Origin of the sequence: Bradyrhizobium sediminis, assembly GCF_018736105.1 — a bacterium.
In the GTDB taxonomy this organism is placed as follows: Bacteria; Pseudomonadota; Alphaproteobacteria; order Rhizobiales; family Xanthobacteraceae; genus Bradyrhizobium.
On the sequence record NZ_CP076135.1, the window covers coordinates 4,526,665 to 4,546,483 of the forward strand.

At 65.0% G+C, this 19,819-nt stretch carries 21 protein-coding genes and 1 pseudogene; 10 read left to right on the forward strand and 12 right to left on the reverse strand.

Annotation, left to right across the window (positions count from 1 at the left end):
- Positions 1-6 precede the first annotated feature (6 nt).
- The 7 genes from KMZ68_RS21530 to KMZ68_RS21560 all read right to left on the reverse strand — a co-directional run bounded on the left by KMZ68_RS21530 (position 7) and on the right by KMZ68_RS21560 (position 8,279).
- Positions 7-990, reverse strand: coding sequence for an ABC transporter ATP-binding protein (locus tag KMZ68_RS21530; protein ID WP_215613166.1), 984 nt, complete (start codon positions 988-990; stop codon positions 7-9).
- The gene (locus tag KMZ68_RS21535) at positions 987-1,967 is read right to left on the reverse strand and encodes an ABC transporter ATP-binding protein (protein ID WP_215613167.1); all 981 of its coding nucleotides are present in this window, start codon (positions 1,965-1,967) and stop codon (positions 987-989) included. The genes KMZ68_RS21530 and KMZ68_RS21535 overlap by 4 nt, the downstream gene beginning before the upstream one ends.
- Entirely contained in the window at positions 1,967-2,884 is a 918-nt protein-coding gene (locus tag KMZ68_RS21540; RefSeq protein ID WP_215613168.1) for an ABC transporter permease, read from the reverse strand. The genes KMZ68_RS21535 and KMZ68_RS21540 overlap by 1 nt, the downstream gene beginning before the upstream one ends.
- Complete coding sequence (locus KMZ68_RS21545; RefSeq protein ID WP_215603360.1) at positions 2,850-3,809, reverse strand: ABC transporter permease; 960 nt, start codon at positions 3,807-3,809, stop codon at positions 2,850-2,852. The genes KMZ68_RS21540 and KMZ68_RS21545 overlap by 35 nt, the downstream gene beginning before the upstream one ends.
- A 21-nt stretch (positions 3,810-3,830) precedes the next feature.
- A complete protein-coding gene (locus KMZ68_RS21550) occupies positions 3,831-5,627 on the reverse strand; it encodes a peptide ABC transporter substrate-binding protein (RefSeq protein WP_215613169.1) in 1,797 nt (598 codons plus the stop codon).
- 269 nt (positions 5,628-5,896) lie between these two features.
- The gene (locus KMZ68_RS21555; protein WP_215613170.1) at positions 5,897-7,315 is read right to left on the reverse strand and encodes a M20 family metallopeptidase; all 1,419 of its coding nucleotides are present in this window, start codon (positions 7,313-7,315) and stop codon (positions 5,897-5,899) included.
- Positions 7,316-7,859: 544 nt separating this feature from the next.
- Positions 7,860-8,279, reverse strand: a complete 420-nt coding sequence (locus KMZ68_RS21560) for a MarR family winged helix-turn-helix transcriptional regulator (RefSeq protein ID WP_215613171.1) — start codon at positions 8,277-8,279, stop codon at positions 7,860-7,862.
- Between the two features lie 111 nt (positions 8,280-8,390).
- Here KMZ68_RS21560 and KMZ68_RS21565 point away from each other — a divergent pair, with 111 nt between their 5' ends.
- Complete coding sequence (locus KMZ68_RS21565; RefSeq protein ID WP_215613172.1) at positions 8,391-8,867, forward strand: cupin domain-containing protein; 477 nt, start codon at positions 8,391-8,393, stop codon at positions 8,865-8,867.
- Positions 8,868-9,089: 222 nt separating this feature from the next.
- On the opposite strand, the gene KMZ68_RS21570 is transcribed toward KMZ68_RS21565, so the two are convergent.
- Positions 9,090-9,443 (reverse strand): DMT family protein, encoded by a 354-nt coding sequence (locus tag KMZ68_RS21570; protein ID WP_215603365.1) that lies wholly within the window; start codon positions 9,441-9,443, stop codon positions 9,090-9,092.
- Between the two features lie 204 nt (positions 9,444-9,647).
- On the opposite strand from KMZ68_RS21570, the gene KMZ68_RS21575 reads away from it, so the two are divergent.
- The 4 genes from KMZ68_RS21575 to KMZ68_RS21590 all read left to right on the forward strand — a co-directional run bounded on the left by KMZ68_RS21575 (position 9,648) and on the right by KMZ68_RS21590 (position 13,147).
- A complete protein-coding gene (locus tag KMZ68_RS21575) occupies positions 9,648-10,463 on the forward strand; it encodes a PAS-domain containing protein (RefSeq protein WP_215613173.1) in 816 nt (271 codons plus the stop codon).
- Positions 10,464-10,580: 117 nt separating this feature from the next.
- Complete coding sequence (locus KMZ68_RS21580; RefSeq protein WP_215613174.1) at positions 10,581-11,042, forward strand: GNAT family N-acetyltransferase; 462 nt, start codon at positions 10,581-10,583, stop codon at positions 11,040-11,042.
- 236 nt (positions 11,043-11,278) lie between these two features.
- Complete coding sequence (locus KMZ68_RS21585; RefSeq protein WP_215613175.1) at positions 11,279-12,115, forward strand: lysophospholipid acyltransferase family protein; 837 nt, start codon at positions 11,279-11,281, stop codon at positions 12,113-12,115.
- Positions 12,116-12,205: 90 nt separating this feature from the next.
- Positions 12,206-13,147 (forward strand): aldo/keto reductase, encoded by a 942-nt coding sequence (locus KMZ68_RS21590; RefSeq protein WP_215613176.1) that lies wholly within the window; start codon positions 12,206-12,208, stop codon positions 13,145-13,147.
- 184 nt (positions 13,148-13,331) lie between these two features.
- Here the strand turns inward: KMZ68_RS21590 and KMZ68_RS21595 are convergent.
- From KMZ68_RS21595 to KMZ68_RS21605, 3 genes and pseudogenes are all read right to left on the reverse strand, one after another.
- Positions 13,332-13,677: pseudogene (locus tag KMZ68_RS21595) on the reverse strand (endonuclease domain-containing protein).
- Positions 13,678-13,760: 83 nt separating this feature from the next.
- Positions 13,761-14,990 (reverse strand): DUF1501 domain-containing protein, encoded by a 1,230-nt coding sequence (locus tag KMZ68_RS21600; protein ID WP_215613177.1) that lies wholly within the window; start codon positions 14,988-14,990, stop codon positions 13,761-13,763.
- A complete protein-coding gene (locus KMZ68_RS21605) occupies positions 14,987-16,549 on the reverse strand; it encodes a DUF1800 domain-containing protein (protein WP_215613178.1) in 1,563 nt (520 codons plus the stop codon). Before KMZ68_RS21605 ends, KMZ68_RS21600 begins: the two co-directional genes overlap by 4 nt.
- Positions 16,550-16,661: 112 nt before the next feature.
- Between KMZ68_RS21605 and KMZ68_RS26075 the strand changes: the two genes are divergently transcribed.
- The 5 genes from KMZ68_RS26075 to KMZ68_RS21625 all read left to right on the forward strand — a co-directional run bounded on the left by KMZ68_RS26075 (position 16,662) and on the right by KMZ68_RS21625 (position 19,166).
- A complete protein-coding gene (locus KMZ68_RS26075) occupies positions 16,662-16,859 on the forward strand; it encodes a hypothetical protein (protein ID WP_249779441.1) in 198 nt (65 codons plus the stop codon).
- A 173-nt stretch (positions 16,860-17,032) separates the two neighbouring features.
- A complete protein-coding gene (locus tag KMZ68_RS21610) occupies positions 17,033-17,608 on the forward strand; it encodes a hypothetical protein (RefSeq protein ID WP_215613179.1) in 576 nt (191 codons plus the stop codon).
- Positions 17,605-18,090, forward strand: a complete 486-nt coding sequence (locus KMZ68_RS21615) for a hypothetical protein (RefSeq protein WP_249779442.1) — start codon at positions 17,605-17,607, stop codon at positions 18,088-18,090. Before KMZ68_RS21610 ends, KMZ68_RS21615 begins: the two co-directional genes overlap by 4 nt.
- Positions 18,091-18,208: 118 nt before the next feature.
- A complete protein-coding gene (locus tag KMZ68_RS21620) occupies positions 18,209-18,466 on the forward strand; it encodes a hypothetical protein (protein ID WP_215613181.1) in 258 nt (85 codons plus the stop codon).
- A gap of 55 nt (positions 18,467-18,521) precedes the next feature.
- Positions 18,522-19,166, forward strand: a complete 645-nt coding sequence (locus KMZ68_RS21625) for a nitroreductase family protein (protein ID WP_215613182.1) — start codon at positions 18,522-18,524, stop codon at positions 19,164-19,166.
- 34 nt (positions 19,167-19,200) lie between these two features.
- On the opposite strand, the gene KMZ68_RS21630 is transcribed toward KMZ68_RS21625, so the two are convergent.
- Positions 19,201-19,806: a TetR/AcrR family transcriptional regulator gene (locus KMZ68_RS21630; protein WP_215613183.1), complete on the reverse strand. Its 606-nt coding sequence runs from the start codon at positions 19,804-19,806 to the stop codon at positions 19,201-19,203.
- Positions 19,807-19,819: the final 13 nt, after the last annotated feature.

Consider the following 19,819-nt stretch of genomic DNA (forward strand, 5'->3'; position numbering starts at 1 on the left):
TTCGCGTCACGCCAGATGGCAGGCCACGAAATGCCCGTCGCTTCCTTGCTTCAGTTCGGGTGCAGTCTGCCTGCAGCGAGCCTCGGCGACCGGGCAGCGCGTATGGAAGTGGCAGCCTTGCGGCGGGTTCATCGGGCTTGGCACATCGCCTTGCAGGCGGATCCGCTTGCGCTTCACCTTCGGGTCCGGCACCGGCACGGCGGATAGCAGCGCCTGCGTGTAGGGGTGCTGCGGATGGCGATAGAGGTCGCTGGCGCTGGCGAGCTCGACGATGCGGCCGAGATACATCACCGCCACGCGGTCGGAAATATGCTCCACCACCGAAAGATCGTGGGCCACGAACAGGTAGGTGAGGTTCAGCTCTGCCTGCAGATCTTCCAGCAGGTTGATCACCTGCGCCTGAATGGAAACGTCGAGCGCCGAAACCGGCTCGTCGCAGACGATGAATTTGGGCTCCACCGCAAGCGCCCGGGCAATCACGATGCGCTGGCGCTGGCCGCCGGAAAATTCGTGCGGGTAGCGGCGCATGTGCTCGGCCTTCAGCCCGACCTTGACGAGCAGGCTCGCCACTCGCGCTTCACGTTCGCTGGCGGAGGAACCGAGCTGGTGGATGGTGAGAGCTTCGCCGAGGATGGCGCCGACGGTCATGCGCGGATTGAGCGAGGCGAACGGGTCCTGGAACACGATCTGCATGTTGCGCCGCATCGCGCGCAAATCGGTGCCGCCGAGCTTCAGCACGTCCTGCCCGTCGAACATCACCTCACCGGCGGAAGGCTCCAACAGCCGCAGCACGCAGCGCGCCGTGGTGGATTTGCCGCAGCCGGACTCGCCGACCAGGCCCAGCGTTTCGCCGCGCCTGACTTCGAACGACACGTCGTCCACCGCATGTATGCGTCCGAGCTCGCGCGACAGCAATCCGCCCTTGACCGAGAAATACTTCTTCAGGTCGGTGACCCGCAGCAAAGGTTCGCTGGTTTGAACTTCGCTCATGGCGCCGCTCCGAGATGACAGGCCATACGGTGACCGGGCGCGATCTCGCGCAGCACCGGTTCCTGTTCGGAGCAAATCTGCATGGCGTGGCGGCAGCGCGGCGCGAAGCGGCAGCCCGGCGCGGGATTGATCAGGATCGGCACCGTGCCGCCGATCGCCTCGAGCCGGGTCTTGTGCTCGCTGGCGAGGTCGATGCGCGGGATCGAGCGGATCAGGCCTTGGGTATAGGGATGGCCGGGACTGGCAAACAGGCTGTCGACATCGGCCTCTTCCACCACCTTGCCGGCATACATGACCACGACACGCTGCGCGGTTTCGGCCACTACGCCCATCGCATGGGTGATCAGCATGACGGCCATGCCGAAGCGTTCCTTCATGTCCTGCAGCAGATCGAGGATCTGTGCCTGGATGGTGACGTCGAGCGCGGTGGTCGGCTCGTCGGCGATGACGAGCTTGGGCTTGCAGGCTAGCGCCATCGCGATCATCACGCGCTGGCGCATGCCGCCGGAGAACTGGTGCGGGTAATCGTGCAGCCGGCCCGCGGCATTGGGGATCTGCACCAGCTTGAACATCTCGACCGTGCGCTCGAGCGCGTCCTTGTTCGACAGGCCTTCGTGACGGCGCAGGCTCTCGGCGACCTGTTCGCCGACGGTCAGCACCGGATTGAGCGAGGTCATCGGCTCCTGGAAGATGAAGCCGATCTCCTTGGCCCTGATGTCGTCGAGCTGGCTGCTGGTCAGCGGCACCAGATCGCGGCCCTCGAACAGGATTTCGCCCTGCACGATGCGGCCCGGCGGCATCGCGATCAGCTTCAGGATCGACATCGCCGTGACCGTCTTGCCGCAGCCGGACTCACCGACCACGCAGAGCGTCTCGCCCTTGTTGAGCGTGAGGTCGACACCGTCGACCGCCTGCAGCATGCCGTCGTCGGTGGCGAAGTGGGTTTTCAGGCCCTTGATCTCGAGCAGGGGCGGCATCAGATCACCTGCCGCGCATCGAGCGCGTCGCGCAAGCCGTCGCCGATGAAATTAATGGCGACGACCGCGATGAAGATGGCGCCACCCGGAAACAGCGCCCAGTGCGGGCCGATGTCGAGGAAGTCCTTGGCATCGTAAAGCAGCCGTCCCCAGGTCGGGGTATCCGGCGGAAAGCCGAGCCCGAGAAAGGACAGCGTCGATTCCGCGATGATGGCCGCGGCCACGTCGATCGTGCCCGCGATGATCACCGGTCCGACGGCGTTCGGCAGGATGTGACGCACCACCTGCCGCACCGGACTGGCGCCGAGCGCGCGCGCGGCCTCGACGAACTCCTTCTCGCGCAGCGATAGGAACTGGGAGCGCACCAGGCAGGCGACCGGCATCCAGCGCAGGCCGCCGATCACCAGCACGATCAAGATGAAGATGCCGCCCTCCGGGCCGAACACGGCTTTCAGCCCGTCGCGGAACAGGTAGATCAGCAGCAGCAGCAGCGGCAATTGCGGCATCGAGAGGAATAGATCGGTGAGCCACATCAGCGCATGCCCCAACGCGCCGCGCGACATGCCGGCGAGCGCGCCGATCAGCGTGCCGACGATGACGGCGACCATCATCGCCGCGAGGCCGACGGCGAGCGAGATGCGCCCGCCATAGATCATGCGGGCGAGGATATCTTGTCCCAGATCGTCGGTGCCGAACGGATGTGCCAGCGACGGACCCTGCAGGCCGGCGGTGATGTCGATCTCGTTGATGGCGACGCGCCAGACGAACGGGCCGAGCACGACGGCCAGGATCAGCACCAGCAGCAGCACGGCGCTGACGGTTGCCGGCCGGTGCCGGCGATAACGCCGCCAGGTCTCCCGCCACGGCGAATAGGTGCGCCGCTCAGCGGAAGGAGATGCGAGGGTCAAGCCAGCCATACAGCACATCCGCGATCAGGTTGAAGAACACTACGAGACAGGCGAACACGAAGGTCACGGCCATGATGACCGGCGTGTCGTTGGAGAGAATGGAGGAGATCAGCAGCGAGCCGATGCCCGGAATGCGAAAGATCTGCTCGGTGACGATGGCGCCGCCGAAAATCGCCGGCATCTGCAGTGCGATCAGGGTGACGACCGGGATCATGGCATTGCGCATCGCGTGCTTGACGATGACCCTGGCCTGCCCGAGTCCCTTGGCGCGGGCCGTCGTGACATAGTCGAGCCGGATCACGTCCAGCATCGCCGAGCGCACGAAGCGGGTCATGGACGCGCCCTGAAACAGGCCGAGCACCATGACCGGCATGATGGCCTGCCGGATTTGCCCGAACAGCCAGCTAATCCCGGTGCCCTTGACGTCGGTCGAATACACGAACGGCAGCCAGTCGAGCGTCACCGAAAAGATCAGGATGAACAGGAGCCCCGTAAAGAAGGTCGGCAACGAGAAGCCGATGAAGGCCAGCGTATTGGCGATCTGGTCGAAGATCGAATAGGGCCGTGTGGCGGCGAATACGCCGACCGGGATCGCCACCAGCAGCGCCAGGATTTGCGCCGAGCCGATCACGTAGAGCGTGGTCGGCAGCCGCTGCAGGATCAGCGTGTCGACATTCATCCGGCTGACAAAGGAAAAGCCCCAATCGCCCTGCGCCATCGCCGCCAGCCAGCGCAGGTAACGAATGTAGATAGGATCATCGAGGCCGAACTTGGCCCGAAGCGCCGCGCCGACTTCGGGCGGCACGTTCGGGTTGGTCGCAAGCTCGCTGAAGGGATCGCCAGGCGCCAGCGCCAGCACGATGAACAGCACGAGCGAGATGCCGAGCAAGCTCGGCACCGCGATCAGGAGGCGACGCAGGACATACTGACCCATGAGGGAAAAATCCCTTCGCGGCTATCCCGTCGCCTCGCGGTACCAGTCCTGGATGTTGTCGGTTTCGTTGGACCAGCCGGAGAGCACCGGGCGCAGCGAGTTGGACGTGGCTTCCACCTTCAGGCGGTGCATCACCGGGATCACCATCGTGTCCTGCCACATGATATCATTGGCCTTGATGTAAAGGCTGGCGCGCTTGATCGGATCGATCTCGCCCTCGGCTTGTTCAATCGCCGCATCGAACTCCTTGTTGACCCAGCGCGGGAAGTTCTGGCCTTGCCACTTGTTCTCCTTGGTCGCGACGTTCTTGGACAGATAGCGCCGCATATGGAGCGCCGGATCCGGCTGCGTCATCGGGATCTGGAACATCTCGAGGTCGGCGTAGAACTTGGAGTAAGTGTCGGGATTGGCGACGTCGGAGGAGAAGAACACGGACGCCACCACCGACTTCAGTTCGACGTCGATGCCGGCCTTCTGGCACGCCTGCTTGACGATCGCCTGGGTCTTCTGACGCGGGCCGTTGATCGAGGTCTGGTAGACCAGCTTCAGCTTCTTGCCGTCCTTTTCGCGGACGCCGTCCGCTCCCAATTTCCAGCCGGCCTCGTCGAGCAGCTTGTTCGCCTTCTCGATGCTGAATTCCCACGAGGTGTTTTTCGAGACGTATTGCGCCGGCCCGTTCAGGTAGTTGGCGGTGATGCGTCCGGCGCGGCCGTAGATGACCTTCTGCACGGCTTCGCGGTCGACCAGCAGGCTGAGCGCCTTGCGCACCTTGGCATCGGACAGGATCGGGTGCTTCGTCTTCATCGAGGACCGCTCGCCGTCCACCTCGGTGTTGGGGTCGGTGAAGTTGATCATGATGAATTCGATGTCGCCGCCCACGGCGTAGCTGGTCTTGCCCTTGCCGCCCTTTTCGAGCCGCAGCAGGACTTCGTCTTCCACCTGCATGTTCCAGGCGAAATCATATTCGCCGGTCTGGATCACGGCACGCGCCGCCGAGACGGCGTCGCCGCCGCCCTTCATCTCGACCGTGTCGAAATGCGGCCGGTTCGGCATGTGATAGTCCATATTGATCTCGCCGCGCACGACGTCGCCCGGCTTGAACTCGACGAATTTGTAGGGACCGGTGCCGATGGGCTTCAGATTGTTCGGCGCCTCGCGGGATTTCGCGCCCTTGTACTCGGCGAACAAATGTTTCGGCAGGATACAGCCATAGGCGCCGACAAAGGCGTTGGCCCAGAACGGGGTCGGCGCCTTGAACAGAACGCGGACCGTGAGGTCGTCGACCTTCTCGACCTTGATGTCGCCGTAGACGCCTTTGCTCACGGCAGCCGTGGCGGGATCGTTGGAATATTCCCAGGTGAACACCAGATCGTCGGCCGTCAGCGGCTTGCCGTCATGCCATTTGACGCCGGGCTTGATTTTCCAGGTCACCGACTTCGCGTCGGCGGCGAGGCCGCCATTCTTGATCGACGGAATTTCGGCGGCGAGGATCGGGTTGAGATTGCCGTCGCCATCCCAGCTGGCGAGCGGTTCGTAGAACAGGCGCGAGCCATCCTGGTCCTTGGTGCCGGTGGCGAAATGCGGATTGAGCAGCGTCGCGCCCTGCCACCACAGCAGCTTCAGCGGGCCGCCACCGCCGCGCTTGGTCGGCTTGTAGGGGGCCGGGCTCTGGGCCATGGCCACGCCACCGATGGCGAGCAGCTGCGTCGCCATCGGCGCGGTGAGACCGAAGGCCAGCATACGCTGGACGAAGCCGCGGCGATCCATGCGCCCGTCCTTCACCTCGTCGATCATGGTTCGCAGTTCGGTGTCCAGCATCGTTGTCCCCGTATGGTTCTGGTTTTGTTGCGGTGCGCCGCCGGGCGGCAGCGTCGGGTGTTCGCCGGTAAGATGGCACACCAAATGCCCCGGAGGTCAACATCCCGTGATCGACAACCCGGAGGATGGCGAAGCGGCCATGATTTTTGCTTGGGCAGAAACATGCGGCGCCGCACATCGCTTCGGCAATCCGGCGGCCTTGACACGCCAAAGCGCGGTTAAATGCACCCCGGAGTGCAATAAATTTGTTCACCCAGTCTGGTTGAGGATCAGGTCAGGGACATGTCCAGCGGCGGTGCAACATCGTCCGGCAGCGGGCTGACATAGGGCGTGCGGGCCGTGCGTTTCTTGAGGTCGGCCTTGGCGGCGGCGATCAGATCCGGTTCCGTCAGTGCCTTGACGCCGAGCCCCGCCATGGCCTTGGCGGCCTGCACCATGGCCTTGTGGGCGGCCGGGCTCTTGCCCTGCGCCACGACCTGCCAGGTGTGGAGCGGGGTGCCGATGGCGATCGTCGGGGCATGGACCTGAACGGTCGGGACCACCCAGCTGACGTCGCCCACATCGGTCGAACCAATGAGGGGGTTGCGCTTGGCGTCGAGCGGCACGAGGAAATCGGCCAGCGGGCGGTCGGTGGGATCCATGCCGATGGCGTAATAGACGGTGGCGATGTCCTCGTCGGTCAGCGTCGCGCGGATTTTTGCGGCGAAATCCTCGTCCGCCGCGTCGAAATGCGGAGGACCCAGTTCCTCCATGACCCGGTGCAGCGTTTCCTCGAGAGGGGTGTTGGGCAACAGGTTGGAGACGGCGGAAATGATCCGCATCTCGACCCTGGTTTCGGTCATCAGCGCCGCCCCCTGCGCGATCTTGTGGACGCGCTCCACCAGTTCGTTCATGCCGGGCAGGTCGCGGGCGCGGATGGAATAGCGCACGCGGGCATGGGCCTGCACCACATTGGGGGCAATGCCGCCGGTGTCCAGCAAGGCATAGTGTACGCGGGCGTCGCTGGGCATGTGCTCGCGCATGTAGTTCACGCCAACATTCATCAGTTCCACCGCGTCGAGCGCGCTGCGGCCGAGATGGGGCGAGGCCGCGGCGTGCGAGGTGCGCCCGGTGAAGATGAAATCGGCCCGCGTGTTGGCCAGCGAAGGAGTTACCGCCACCTCCCAAAAGCTGTTGGGGTGCCAGGTAATGGCGACGTCGGCGTCTTCAAAGGCCCCGCAGCGCACCATGAAGGCCTTCGCTGCGCCGCCCTCCTCCGCTGGGCAGCCGTAATAGCGCACGCGTCCGGGCACCTTGTGGGCGGCAAGCCAATCCTTCACCGCCGTGGCGGCAAGCAAGGCGGCCGAGCCGAGCAAATTGTGGCCGCAGCCATGGCCATGCCCTCCCGCCTCCACCGGCCGGGCCTCCGCCACGCCCGCCTCCTGACTTAGGCCGGGCAGCGCGTCGTATTCACCGAGGAAGGCGATGATGGGCCCCCCCTCGCCCCATTCGCCCATCAGGGCGGTGGGAATGCCTGCGACATTCTCTGCGATGCGGAAACCCTGATGGCGCAGCTCGGCCAGATGTTCGGCGGCGGAGCGCGCCTCGGTGTAGCAAACTTCGGGCATCGCCCAGACGTTGTCGCTCAGGGCGATGAAACGCGCCTTGATGGCGTCGATGCCACGCCAGATGTCACTGCGGTTATCCATCGTCCGATCCTTGATCCCTGTGAGACTGGAATCGCTATCAGCTTCGGCAAATCTCGCCTAGCGCCGGCCCGGGCACCAGCCATGCGAATGAAAACGCGTCAAGATCAAGAGACCCGGTTCTGATTCAATCAGAACCGGGCTCCATGGTCTGCTTCTCGCCGCCGCTATCGCCTCCCTGGCAGCGCCGAGCGCGCGCCGGGCGCGAGCCTTCGCATCCGCCGTCATGACAAGCTCGGCGGTCGGAACTTCGATGCTGACGGCGATATCCGACGGCATCGCACGTATCAGCGAGACCAGGTCGATGCCGCCCTCCCCGGGAAACATCCGCTAGGCATGGATCATTTCTTCCGTGGTCGCCGGCCGTTCGGCCGGGCCGTCGCATGCGGCCAGTAGTGAAGCCGGTGCGCGGGAATTGCAGCAATTTCGCCGATCGAACTGTTCGATCTGTCGAAGTGTAACGCATCCACCAGGACCCCTGGCATTTGCCTGTCCGGTTTGCGCGACAATAGCGCTGGCCGTCGCAAGAGCGCCGGACGAACCTGGCTTAACGAATCAACGGGCTTTCCCAGACGAGAGACAGGAGCTCTTTGAGCTGTGCGAAACGCCTGGGCCCGAGCTCGGCGCTCCACTCGCGCTCGACGTCGCGGAGAATGTCGTGGATTTTTGAATATGCGGCACGTCCACGTTTGGTGAAGTGGACGACGCGCGCGCTGCCCTCGTCCGGCACGTCGGACCGGACGATATAACCAAGGCCTTCGAGGCTCCCGAGCAGCTGGTTGATGGCTTGCTTGCTCATGCCGGAGCGCTCGGCGAGCGTTCCTGGGCGAACCCCATCCGGACCGGGAAAATTCAGCACCGCCATATGTGGCAGGCGCAGCTCGTCAAAACCGGCCGCGTTGAGTTCCTTGATAAGGCGGCGCTGGATTGCCTGGGCCGGGACGCGGAGTAGTGCGCCGATGAGCATATCCCTCGTTTCGACTGGTGAACTTTTTGGCGATGACGTCATTGACAATTGACAGCCTAAGTAAATTGCATTTACAGTTCAAGTCAATGCAATTTACCGCAGGAGACGCTCATGCTGCAAGAGGCCATCGATCTCCGCGTCAATCCTTCCGACGAGACCATCCATCTCGGGCCGCTCGCGGTGCGCTTCCTGCTCACCGCAGACAACTCGGGCGGCAGCATCGCGGCCTTTGAGCTCATTGTCCCCGGCGCGTCGCGCCTGGCGGCTCCAACGCATAGCCACGACCATTATGAAGAGACGATCTACGGCATCGACGGAGTGTTGACCTGGACCGTCGCCGGAAAACAAATCGACGTCGGGCCGGGGCAGGCGCTATGCATTCCGCGAGGCGCCATTCACCGGTTCGATAATAACGGAAGCCGGGACGTGAAGGCACTCTGCGTGATCACACCAGCCGCGATAGGTCCGCAGTATTTCCGCGAGTCTGCCGAGGTGATCGACGCGGCGGCTGGCGGTCCACCGGACCGAGCAAAGATGGCGGAGATCATGCGCCGACACGGCCTCACGCCGGCTCCGCCTCAGGCGTAGCGCTCGGGAGCGGGCATTCCGGCCGCGAAGTTCTCGCAGATGCAAGTACCGCGCTCATTTGAATTGCGAGCGCGTGAGTGAATGTCTGCCACCACGCAGCTCGGACCACCAAACGATTATTCCCGCCCTTCTGAAGGAATTTGCAATGTTCTATCGCTCATCCAGGCGACCAGCAAACAAGCGGCGGCCTCCTTTGCCTGCGCCCCCGGGTGAAGTGAGAAATCACGACCACTTGTGAAAAATGAAGAACGCCCCCGCCGCGATCAGCGCGAAACCCAATCCGTGATTCCAGCCCAGTGGCTCCTTCAGATACAGCACCGAGAAGCCGGCGAACACCACCAGCGTGATCACCTCCTGCATGGTCTTGAGCTGCGCCGCGGAATAGACCGCGTTGCCCCAGCGGTTGGCCGGCACCGCGAGCCAGTATTCGAAGAACGCGATGCCCCAGCTCGCCACCACCGCGAGCGGCAGCCAGCTCCCCTTGAACTTGAGATGGCCGTACCACGCAAAGGTCATGAAGACGTTGGAGGCAAACAGCATGAGAACCGGCAACACGGCGGGCGAAGTGGTGGGCATGAACGTCCTTTCGAAAGGTCCGCGGCTGAACGGATCAGCATGGAACCCGGTTCCATCGGCAATCGGGTATCATTTGATGCAACAGATCGGAAATCCGCCTCGATCGAGTCAACCGCCTTTTAGGGCTGGCGCAGGAAATCCTTCCGATGTTGCAACCATGCGTCATGCTGCGGCCCTTACTCTCGTCACGCAACGAGGCCAGACATGCAGTTCGACTGGCGCGCAATCTCCGGGCCGGCCCTGACGACAGCGACGGCGCTGCTCGCCTTCCTGGTCGATCGCAATCTCGTTGCGGTGCCCAACCCCGCGCCGCTGTTCGTCTGCATCGTGGCGTTCGCGGCTTCGCTGAGCGGCATCGCCTCCGGGCTCACCAGCGCCGCCATTGCGGTGGTTTCGTCCGCGCTGTTCTTCCTCAACCATCGCGCGACGCCGGGCTACGACATATCCGACCTGGTGCGCATGGTGCTGCTGGCGCTGACCGCGGCCGGCACCGCCGTCATCACCGGCCTGCTGCGCCAGAAATGGGTCGACGCCTTCGCCTGGCAGCACCGGCATTACGCCACCGCGGAGCGGCTGCGGGCGGCGCTGGACCAGGTCGACATCGGCATCGTGCTGCTCGATTCCGACACCCGCGCCGAATTCATCAACCGCGCCTTCCGCAGCTATTTCTCGCTTCCCGATGCGAAGGCCGACAGCAAGCCGCCCTTCATCGCGCTGATGTATCACGGCCGCGATACCGGCGCGTTCGAGCTGCCGGAGGACGAGTTGAGCGCCTTCATCGCCCGGCGCACCGAGATGATACGGTCGGGCGATTCGACGCCGATCAACATCAACCTCAGGGATGGACAGGTGCTGCGCTTCAGCTGCACGGCGTTGCCCGACGGCGGACGCATGCTGAGCTACACGCCGGTGACCGACCTGGTGCGCCACACCGACGACCCCGCCAGCGCCGACTACTACCGGTCGCTGCGCGGCGGCGGCGAACGCAGCCTCGCCCGGCACCTGCGCGCCGCCGAATAGCAGGCCGATCCAGCATCGAACCGAGATTGATCCTCTCCGGCGCTGTCTCTAATAAGGGCGCACCGTCATCGGCCGGCGCGCGCCGATGACGCTTCCTCCATCCATGCAGGATCACCAATGCCCAGCGACCTCTCGATCCGTTTCGTCACCCGGCGGGACTACGACCAATGGCTGCCCTTGTGGGACGGATACAACGCGTTTTACGGGCGCTCGGGCGCGACCGCGCTTTCCCCCGACATCACGCGAATGACGTGGGCACGCTTCTTCGATGCCTATGAGCCGGTGCACGGGCTGGTCGCCGAGAGTGGCGGAGAATTGCTCGGCCTCACGCACTATCTCTTCCACCGCAGCACCACGGCCATCGAGCCGAGTTGTTATCTGCAGGATCTGTTCACCAGCGAGGCCGCGCGCGGCAAAGGCGTCGGACGAGCGCTGATCAACGGCGTCTATGAGCAGGCGAAACTTGCCGGATTATCGCGGGTCTACTGGCAAACCCACGAAACCAACCTCACCGCGATGCAGCTTTACGACAAGGTGGCGGAGCGCTCCGGATTTGTCGTCTACCGCAAGCTGTTTTGACGGGCTTCGGCCGGGCAAGGCCTGTGGATAAGTCCGCCTGTCATGCCGGCGTAACAAAGCAAGGTTAGGTTGCGCTCGCGTCTGATCAGGCCCCCCGTCACAGATCACGCGCCCCAAGCGGTCCCCGTCAGTCGCCGCGTCTGACCGGGGCCGCATTTTTTTGCGGTGCCGTTTGTTGCGTTGCGTATAACCCCCGCGGCGCGATCGCCGCGCCAGCGTCCAGGTTCGACCGCCGCATGATCCGCGTCACAGCCATCGCCCTTGCCTTCGTCGCCCTCACGCTGGTGCTGCTGCCGTTCCAGCTGATCGGCCTCGCCTTCGACCTGCGGCTGCAGCGGAGCATTCCCCACCTGTATCACCGCATGCTGTGCGCGCTGATCGGGGTGCGGATCCGCGAGGTCGGCCTGCGAACGGCCGATAGCCCGGCGCTGATCCTGTCCAACCACGCATCGTGGCTGGACATCTGCGTCATTTCGGCGCTCGGGCCGGTGGTGTTCGTCGCCAAGAGCGAGGTCGCGGGCTGGCCGCTGCTGGGCTGGCTGGCGAAACTGCAGCGAACCATCTTCATCAACCGGCAGGCGCGGCATCAGACCGGGGCGGCGACACGCGAGATCGCCGGCCGGCTGCTCGGCGGCGACGCGGTGGTGCTGTTTGCCGAGGGCACCTCGAGCGACGGCATCCGCGTGCTGCCGTTCCGCTCCTCGCTGGTCGGCGCGGTGCATCACGCGCTCGGCACTTCGGCGCACCACACCCACGTCACCGTGCAGCCGATGTCGCTGGCCTATGTCAGCTTCAGCGGCGTGCCGTTGGGCCGGGCCTTGCGCGAGCGGGTGGCGTGGTACGGCGACGCCGACCTGATTCCGCATCTGGCCCGCGTGCTGGCGTCGGGCGCCGTCGACGTCACCGTGAGCTGGGGCGAGGCGGTCGCCTACGACATCAGCGCGGATCGCAAGGCGATCGCGCGCGACGCCGAACGATCGGTGCGCCGCATGACCGCAGCGGCGCTGCGAAATGCGCCGGCCGCGCCGGCTCCGGCCTCCGGACGGTTGCAGCCGCTGCCCGCGCAGGCCTGACCCGCGCGGCAGCGCCGCGCCTTGCGGCTGCAGCGCGGCCGGGCCACAATATCGTCCCGTCTCGCGCCTCCATCCGCACAGGATCGATCCATGCAAATTCGCAATCTCGGCGGCTCCGGCCTGCGCGTTTCCGCCGTCGGCCTCGGCTGCAACAATTTCGGCCAGCGCACCGACCTCGAGACCTCGCGCAAGGTGATTCACAGGGCGATCGACCTCGGCATCACTTTGTTCGACACCGCCGACATCTACGCGGGGATGGGCGGTTCGGAGACCGTGCTGGGCGAAGTGCTCGGCGACCGCCGCAAGGACATCGTGCTGGCGACCAAATACTCCAAGCCGATGGCGACCGACGGCACCAGGCAGGGCGCGTCGCGGCGCTACATCATGTCGGCGGTCGAGGCCAGCCTGAAGCGGCTGAAGACCGACTACATCGATCTCTACCAGCAGCACGAATACGATCCCTTGACGCCGATCGAGGAAAGCTTGCGGGCGCTGGACGACCTGATCCGGCAGGGCAAGGTGCGCTACATCGGCAATTCGAACTTTCCGGCCTGGCGCATCGCCGAGGCCGAACTCACCGCGCGGCAGATGAACGTCAACCGGTTCGTATCGTGTCAGGACGAATACAGCCTGGTCGTGCGCGACATCGAAAAGGATCTGCTGCCGGCGGCGCAGGAATACAGGCTCGGGCTGCTGCCGTTCTTCCCGCTGGCGAGCGGCCTGCTGACCGGCAAATACCGGCGCGGCGCCGCAGCACCCGCCGACACCCGCTTTGCCAAGGCGCCCGCGCTGCGCGACCGCTACGTCACGCCGCGCAACGAGGACATCGTCGAGAAGCTGCAGGCCTTCGCGCAAGCGCGCGGCCACAGCATGCTCGAGCTGGCGTTCTCCTGGCTGGCGTCGCAACCGCAGGTGTCGAGCGTGATCGCCGGCGCCACCCGCGTCGAGCAGGTCGAGCAGAACGTCAAGGCGATCGGCTGGACGCTGAGCGCGGAGGAGCTTGCGGAGATCGACGGGATTACGAAGGGGTGAAGATGGATTGAGACGGCGACGGCCTGCTCCCTCTCCCCGCTCTTCGCGGGGAGAGGGTTGGGGTGAGGGGCTCTCTCCGCGCATTCACCTTATTGATGCTCCTGTACCCCCTCACCCGGATCGCATCTGCGATGCGATCCGACCTCTCCCCGCAAGCGGGGCGAGGCTAAGAGGCAGCAGGGCCTTACTGCAATAGCTCGGCTTGAATCGTCATCAGGACGCCTTCGAGATTACCAAGCACTTCGTTGTTCCAGAATCGAAGGGACTTTGTAACCTTCCTCGGTCAACCGACGATCACGGATGGCATCCGCAACAGATTCATTATGCTGCCCGCCGTCGACCTCAACAACAAGACGTCTTTCCCGACAGACGAAATCACAGACGTAGCCGCTTATCGGTTGCTGGCGGACGAACTTATGTCCGTCGACCTGCCGATTGCGAATACGATTCCAGAGAACAGTCTCCGCGTCGGTTTGATTGACGCGTAGCTTTCTTGCGATTCGGATCGTCTTGCGATCTGGCCCGCGCATCGCCTTGCCCCTCACCCGGAGGCGGCGCTACGCACCGCCTCCGACCTCTCCCCGCCAAGAGCGGGGAGAGGTTAAACGAGAACCTACCCCACCAGCCCCTTGATCGGCTTCACCGGCGCGCTGTCGGGAAATACCGCCTCCGCCAGCACACGCTCGGCGAGGCCGAGATGGTCGTGCAGCACGCCCTTGATGACCGCGCGCAGGTCGGTGGTCGGCGCGAGGTCGCGGCCCTGGTAGAGACTGGCGGGCTTCAGCCCCGGCCAGTCGGAGATCACCCGCCCGCCTTTCACCGCGCCGCCGGCCAGCAGCGCCACGGTGCCGGTGCCGTGGTCGGTGCCCTCGGTGCCGTTGATGCGCGCGGTGCGGCCGAACTCGGTGGCGACCACCACCACGGTGTCGCGCCAGCGCGCAGCCAGGCCGCTTTCGAATTCCGCCAGCGCGCCGTCGAGGCCCGACAGCAACTGCGCCAGCCGGCCGACCGCGCCGCCTTCATTGGCATGGGTATCCCAGCCGTCGAACGCCAGCGCCGCGATCCGCGGGCCGTCGTCCGCCGACATCAGCTTGGCGGCGCCGCGCGCCACCAGCTTCATCGCAGCAGCACCGCCCGCGCCCGGCTTCGGCTTCATGTCGTCGCCTTGCGCCGCCTTGTCGAGCTGCAGGCCTTGCGTCAGCGCCGTCGCCAGCGCGGGATCGCGATGCCGGTAGAGTTCGACCAGGCGGGCTGCGGTATCGTCGGCGGCTTGCGGCAAGTTGGCGGGCGCCCAGGCGACCGTAGGCGCCGCGCCGCGCAGCACCAGCGGCGTGGTCGGACCGATGGCGAGGCCGCCCATCACCCGCTCGCCTCTCGGCAAGGCTTCCAGCGCGCGGTTGAGCCAGCCGGATTGCACCCGGCCCGGCCCGGCAAAGCCGCTTTCGAGCACGTCCTGTCCGTCGAAATGCGAACGCTCGCGATACGGCGTCGCCACCGCATGGACCACCGCGGCATGCTTCTCGCGATACATCCGCGCGAATTCCGGCATCGACGGATGCAGCGCGAAGAATGAATCCAGCGCGGTCGCGGCGCGCGGGCCGCTCGAGGCCAACGCGATCGAGCCGTGCAGGCCGGCATAGTCGGGATCGCCTGTTGGCGCCACGGTGGCAAGGCCGTCCAGCGCGCCGCGCAGGATGACGATGACCAGCCGCGGATCGCGGCCGTCGGCGGCGCACGCGAATTTCGGCAGATAGGCCCAGGCCGCGAACGATGCGCCGCCGAGCAGCAGCGCGCGGCGCGAGGTTGCCGCCGATGTCGGGCATACGCTGCAATCCATCGTCATCTCCTCTGGAATTCCGGCGACATCAACAACAGCGCCAGCGCCTGCTGCCGCGATTCGGCGCGCTCGACCGCCCGCCGGGTTTCCTGCGAGGCGGCGTCGGCCAGCGCGAATTCAAGCAGTGTGCTGGGATCGATGCTGTCGCCGAGACGCGAGGCAATCTGCGCCGAGATGTCGAGCCGCAGTTTCATCCCCTCGGGGGCCGCCCATGCCGCGTTGCTATCGGGAAATCCGTTGGGTCCGGCGGGAGACCACAGCGGCTGGCCCAGCACGTTGAGACCGCCGAGATAGCGGCCGGGCTCTTCCGGAATGCGCGCCAGCAGCCGGCCGGCCGCTACCAGGAATTCATAGGGACTGCGCACCTTCGTCAGCGGCGCGGACCACGCCTCATTGGACTCCAGCAGTGCGGTCGCCAGCGCCATCAGGTCGCCGTCGGATCTGGCGAACGCCTGCTGCAGCTGCGCCACCAGGGCCGGCGGAGGATCGTCGGCCACGAAGTGACGCGCGAACTTGGTGGCGATGAATTTCGCGGTGGAGGGATGCCGGGCGATATCCGCCAGCGCCGCCTCGCCCTGCGCAACGCCATTGTTCTCGTAGATTTTTCCCAGCAGCCTCTGGGCGCCCGGCTGATGCGCATTGGCGTTGAAGACAAAACTGCCGGGCGCGCCGAGCTGTCCCTGCCGTCCGGCATAGGTCCAGCCGGTGATGATGCGCGCCAGCGACGTCACGTCGTCCTGCGAATAACCGCCATCGACGCCGAGCGTGTGCAGCTCCATGATCTCGCGGGCGAGATTCTCGTTCAAACCCCGCTTGCGATTTTGCCCGGCGCGGGATTCCGGGCCGAGCGACTGCTGGTTGTCGAGAAAGAACAGCATGGCCGGATGCTGCTCGACCGCCTTCAGCATGTCGCCGAAACGGCCGAGCACGTGAGGCCGGATCGCCTCGCGCTCGAACGAGCCGGCCCACATCCGCGCCAGCCCTCCCTTGTTGGCGGAAATGCAGAAGTGATTGGACCAGAACACCACCAGCCGCTCGACGAAGCCGCAATCGGCCAGCGTCGCGCGCTGCAGCCGCGCCAGCGCCTCGGCGCGGTAGGTCTTCTGGATGATATTGAGGGGCTGAGGCGGCGGCTTCGGCGCATTGGGCTGCATCGCCTCCGGCGAAACCATCGCCGCACCGGCGCTGCCGCTTTCCGGTTGCATCGCCGGCTTCGTTGCGGCCGGATCTTTTCCGGCAAGGTCCTGGGCGATGCGGCTGAGCGAAAGATTTCGCCGCTGCGCCTTGGCGTCATCGACCGGATTGGCTTCGGAAGCCGGCATCTTCGCGGCGGCGTCCCGCGCCTGCTGGATCTCGAACTGATAGGCGAACACCGCGCTGCCCAATGCCGGGGTCGACAGCAATCCGGGCACCTCGAGCAGCCCGCCGTTCGGCCGGGCCAGTTCCGCCTTGACGAAGCCGCGCGGATCGGAAGCCGCGTTGATGAAATCGCCGGAGGCGCCGCCGCGCGCGCCGAACCCGAAACGATTGAGCGCGACGAGAGCGGCTTTCGAATCGCGGGCCATCGGATTTCCCTGGACTGTCTGTTCGGCTTCTTTAGGCGTATGCTTTGCGCCGATCATAGACACCTTCGGGATGAACCCCGAATTAAAACCAGCTCACGAAGCGCTTCGATTCATGACAAATCGGTTAGAAATTCCGGCCCCGCGCCGCCTCACCTGCTCCGGCTGCGGAACCGAATTCACCTGCACCCTGTCGGGGCCCTGCTGGTGCGCCGAAGAGACCATTCGCCTGCCGATGCCGGTCGATGGCGGCGATTGCCTGTGCCGGGATTGTCTGCGGAAAGCGGCGGCGCAGGCGGCCGCAAGCCCGTAGTCTCAGGCATCGCCGTGAACGGTGCCGGATTCCCGTCCGGATCAAATTCGACGAGAATGCCGCGGCTGCGATTTACGCTTCGATTACCTTGCCCCGCACGACGACAAGGCGTCGACGGATGCGTTAACCCGCCAGGGTATATTTTGCCGCGGCAATCTCCGCGAGCATTCTCGATGACCCGCTTCATTCTTTATGTGTGCATGGCCTTCGTTACCGCCTTCGTCGGCGTGTCCTGGGCCTCGCGCGGCTTTCCGATGCGCTTCCCCAGCCCGGTCGGCGCCCAACCGCTGGAGCCGACCGTTAGTGCGACGTTTGGCGATAATAGCAGCGAGAAGAAACGCGAACGACTGGCTGAGCAACAGTTGCAGGATCCGGAAAACGCCAAACGTAACCCCTTGCGGGCGGATACTCTCCAGGCGGCCACCGGATATGCCCTGTCGCCGTGTGACAAGACAATGAAAGCCAACCTGGTCGCCGCCACACGGGCCTACGCAATGGCATATTCCGAAATCGGGAAATGCAACCCGATGTTCCGAAACTGCGATCCCGTATACGACAAGGCCAATGCAACTTATTCGACGCCGCTCGACTTGAGAGTGCGCGAGGCCTTGCACGAAGCGTTTGAGAAAGGCGGCGTCAGCAAGGCCGATTTCCCGCCCGGGCTGCAAATGGCGGTGATGTCGCTCGCGAACAGCCAGGGCAACCCGATGTCCGCATGCGAGGGGCCAGCCGAGCAGGTCCGCCGGTGAGATTGTTCTTCATCGTCTGGGCTCTCGCGATCTCGCTGGTCGCCAGCTGGGCATTCGCGCCGGCGGCGCCTCCGCCGCCGCCGATATTGGAGGTGAATCGCGGCAAGGCTTTCGGCTCCAATGAGTACATCACGGTCGAAGGCCGGGCCTCGCAGCGAAAGGATGCTTTCAGGGCTCTGGACCTGCCGTGGGCCAGCCGCTGTGCCGGCGAGGATCGCAAGCGTTTTATCAGCGGCCTCAATGAATATTATTATCACCGCCAGAACCAGACCGAGCGCTACCCCGAGACCTACGGCCAACTCGGCGCCGACTACATCGCGAAGCAATGGTCGACCACCGACGACCAGCGGATCGACCGCCTGACGCAGGACGCCTATGCCAGAGGCTATTTGAAACCGGCGGATTTTGAAGCCGTCGCAGCCAGGATGGTCGCGACCGTGGTCAAGAACGAGCGCGTGACCGGCAAGGCTTGCGCGGGCTGAGGCTTTTCGCTCGCGGCAGGACCGGCCGTTTTCTTGATCTAGAGCAAGACGCGCCCGCCGATTTCGGCGCTTCATTATTCTATCGTCGTTGCGACGCCCGTTGACTGCGGAGGTCAGCATGTTCGTGGTCCGCCTTAAACGGCCCAATGAGGATTTCGATTTCAAGACGTTTGACTCGGCGAAGGCGGCGCTCGCCCGATTCAGGGCCGCCCAGAAGCTGCTGATCGACGGCGGGCTGGAAGGATGCGCGCTGTTCGAGGCCAGGGCGGGCGACGCCGAGAGCGCCGTGGCCATGGTCAACCAGGGCACGGCCGTGCTGATCGATTCAAATCTCGGTTCCGGTGCCCCGCCGCAGACCTCCGCACGGACGGCTTGACCGGCCCGTAGCTGCAGCACCGCGAACTGCAATTCAACAACAGGAGACCGGCGCGATGAGTACACTGACAAAACTGGCGCTCGGCGCGATGGGACGATTGCGTCCCAGGCCGGCGCAAGGCGATGCGACGCCGAAGATCGCGCTGCCCGCCCCCGACAAGGCCGGCGGCATGCCGCTGATGGAGGCCATTTCGAAGCGGCGCTCGGAGCGCGAATTCGCGCGCACGGAATTGCCGCTGGCCATGCTCTCCAGCCTGCTATGGGCCGCCAACGGCATCAACCGTCCAGACGGCGGACGCACCGCGCCCTCGGCGATGCACGCGCAGGAGATCGACATCTATGTGGCGTTACCATCAGGGGCGTATCTGTACAACGCCGAGGCCAACGCATTGCAGCTCGTTGCGGGCACCGATCTGCGGCGGGTGACCGGCTATCAGGATTTCGTCGACGAGGCGCCGCTCGACCTCGTCTACGTCGCGGACCACAGCCGCATGCGGCTGGTGCCGGTCGCAAGCCGCGAGAGTTTTGCCTCCGCCGCAGCCGGCGCGGTCGCGCAAAATGTGTACCTGTTCGCCGCCGGCAACGGGCTTTCGACCGTGATCCGCGCCTGGATCGATCGCGACGCGATCGCCAATGCGCTGGGGCTGGGCCACGACCAGCAGGTGCTGCTGTCGCAGACCGTGGGTTTTCCCAAGAGCTGATCGCTACGTCATCACGCGCGTCCCGCGGCAATCGTCATCGACCGGCGGAGCCGCGCTTGCGCCGCGCCGGCAGTGCGGCCTTCGTCAACGAAGCTGCCGCCTCGCCGGCCGTCTCCATATAGGAGGGGTCGCGGTGCAGCAGCACGACGGCGAACGAGCCATCCAGCAGCAGCAGGATCTGGCGGGCTAGCTGTGTGGCCTGCGCGATTCCCTCGGTCTCGAACGCAGCGCGCAGCCAGCCCTCGAACTTTTTCTTGTGGGCGGCGCCGATCCGGATCGCCGGATGCCCGGGCATGTTGGCAAGTTCGGCCGAGGTACGCAGGAAGCCGCAGCCCTTCCATTTGGGATGCCGCGCCGAACGGGCGAGATTGCGGAAGATCCCTTCCACCTTGTCCGGCAATCCGCCCTCGGTCTCGGCGAACCAGCGCTTGAACAAGGCAAGATTGGGCTGATCGCGGGCGGCGAGATAGGCCGCCACCAGATCGTCCTTGCTCTTGAAATGATAATAGAGGGTGCGTTTGGTGAGCCCGGCTTTCGCCGCCACCGCGTCGACGCTCACGCCCCGGATGCCATCATCGTAGAACAGCTTGCTCGCCGCTGCGATGATTCGTTCACGGGTATCGGTAACGGGCCGCGCCATGTCCCCGCATGTA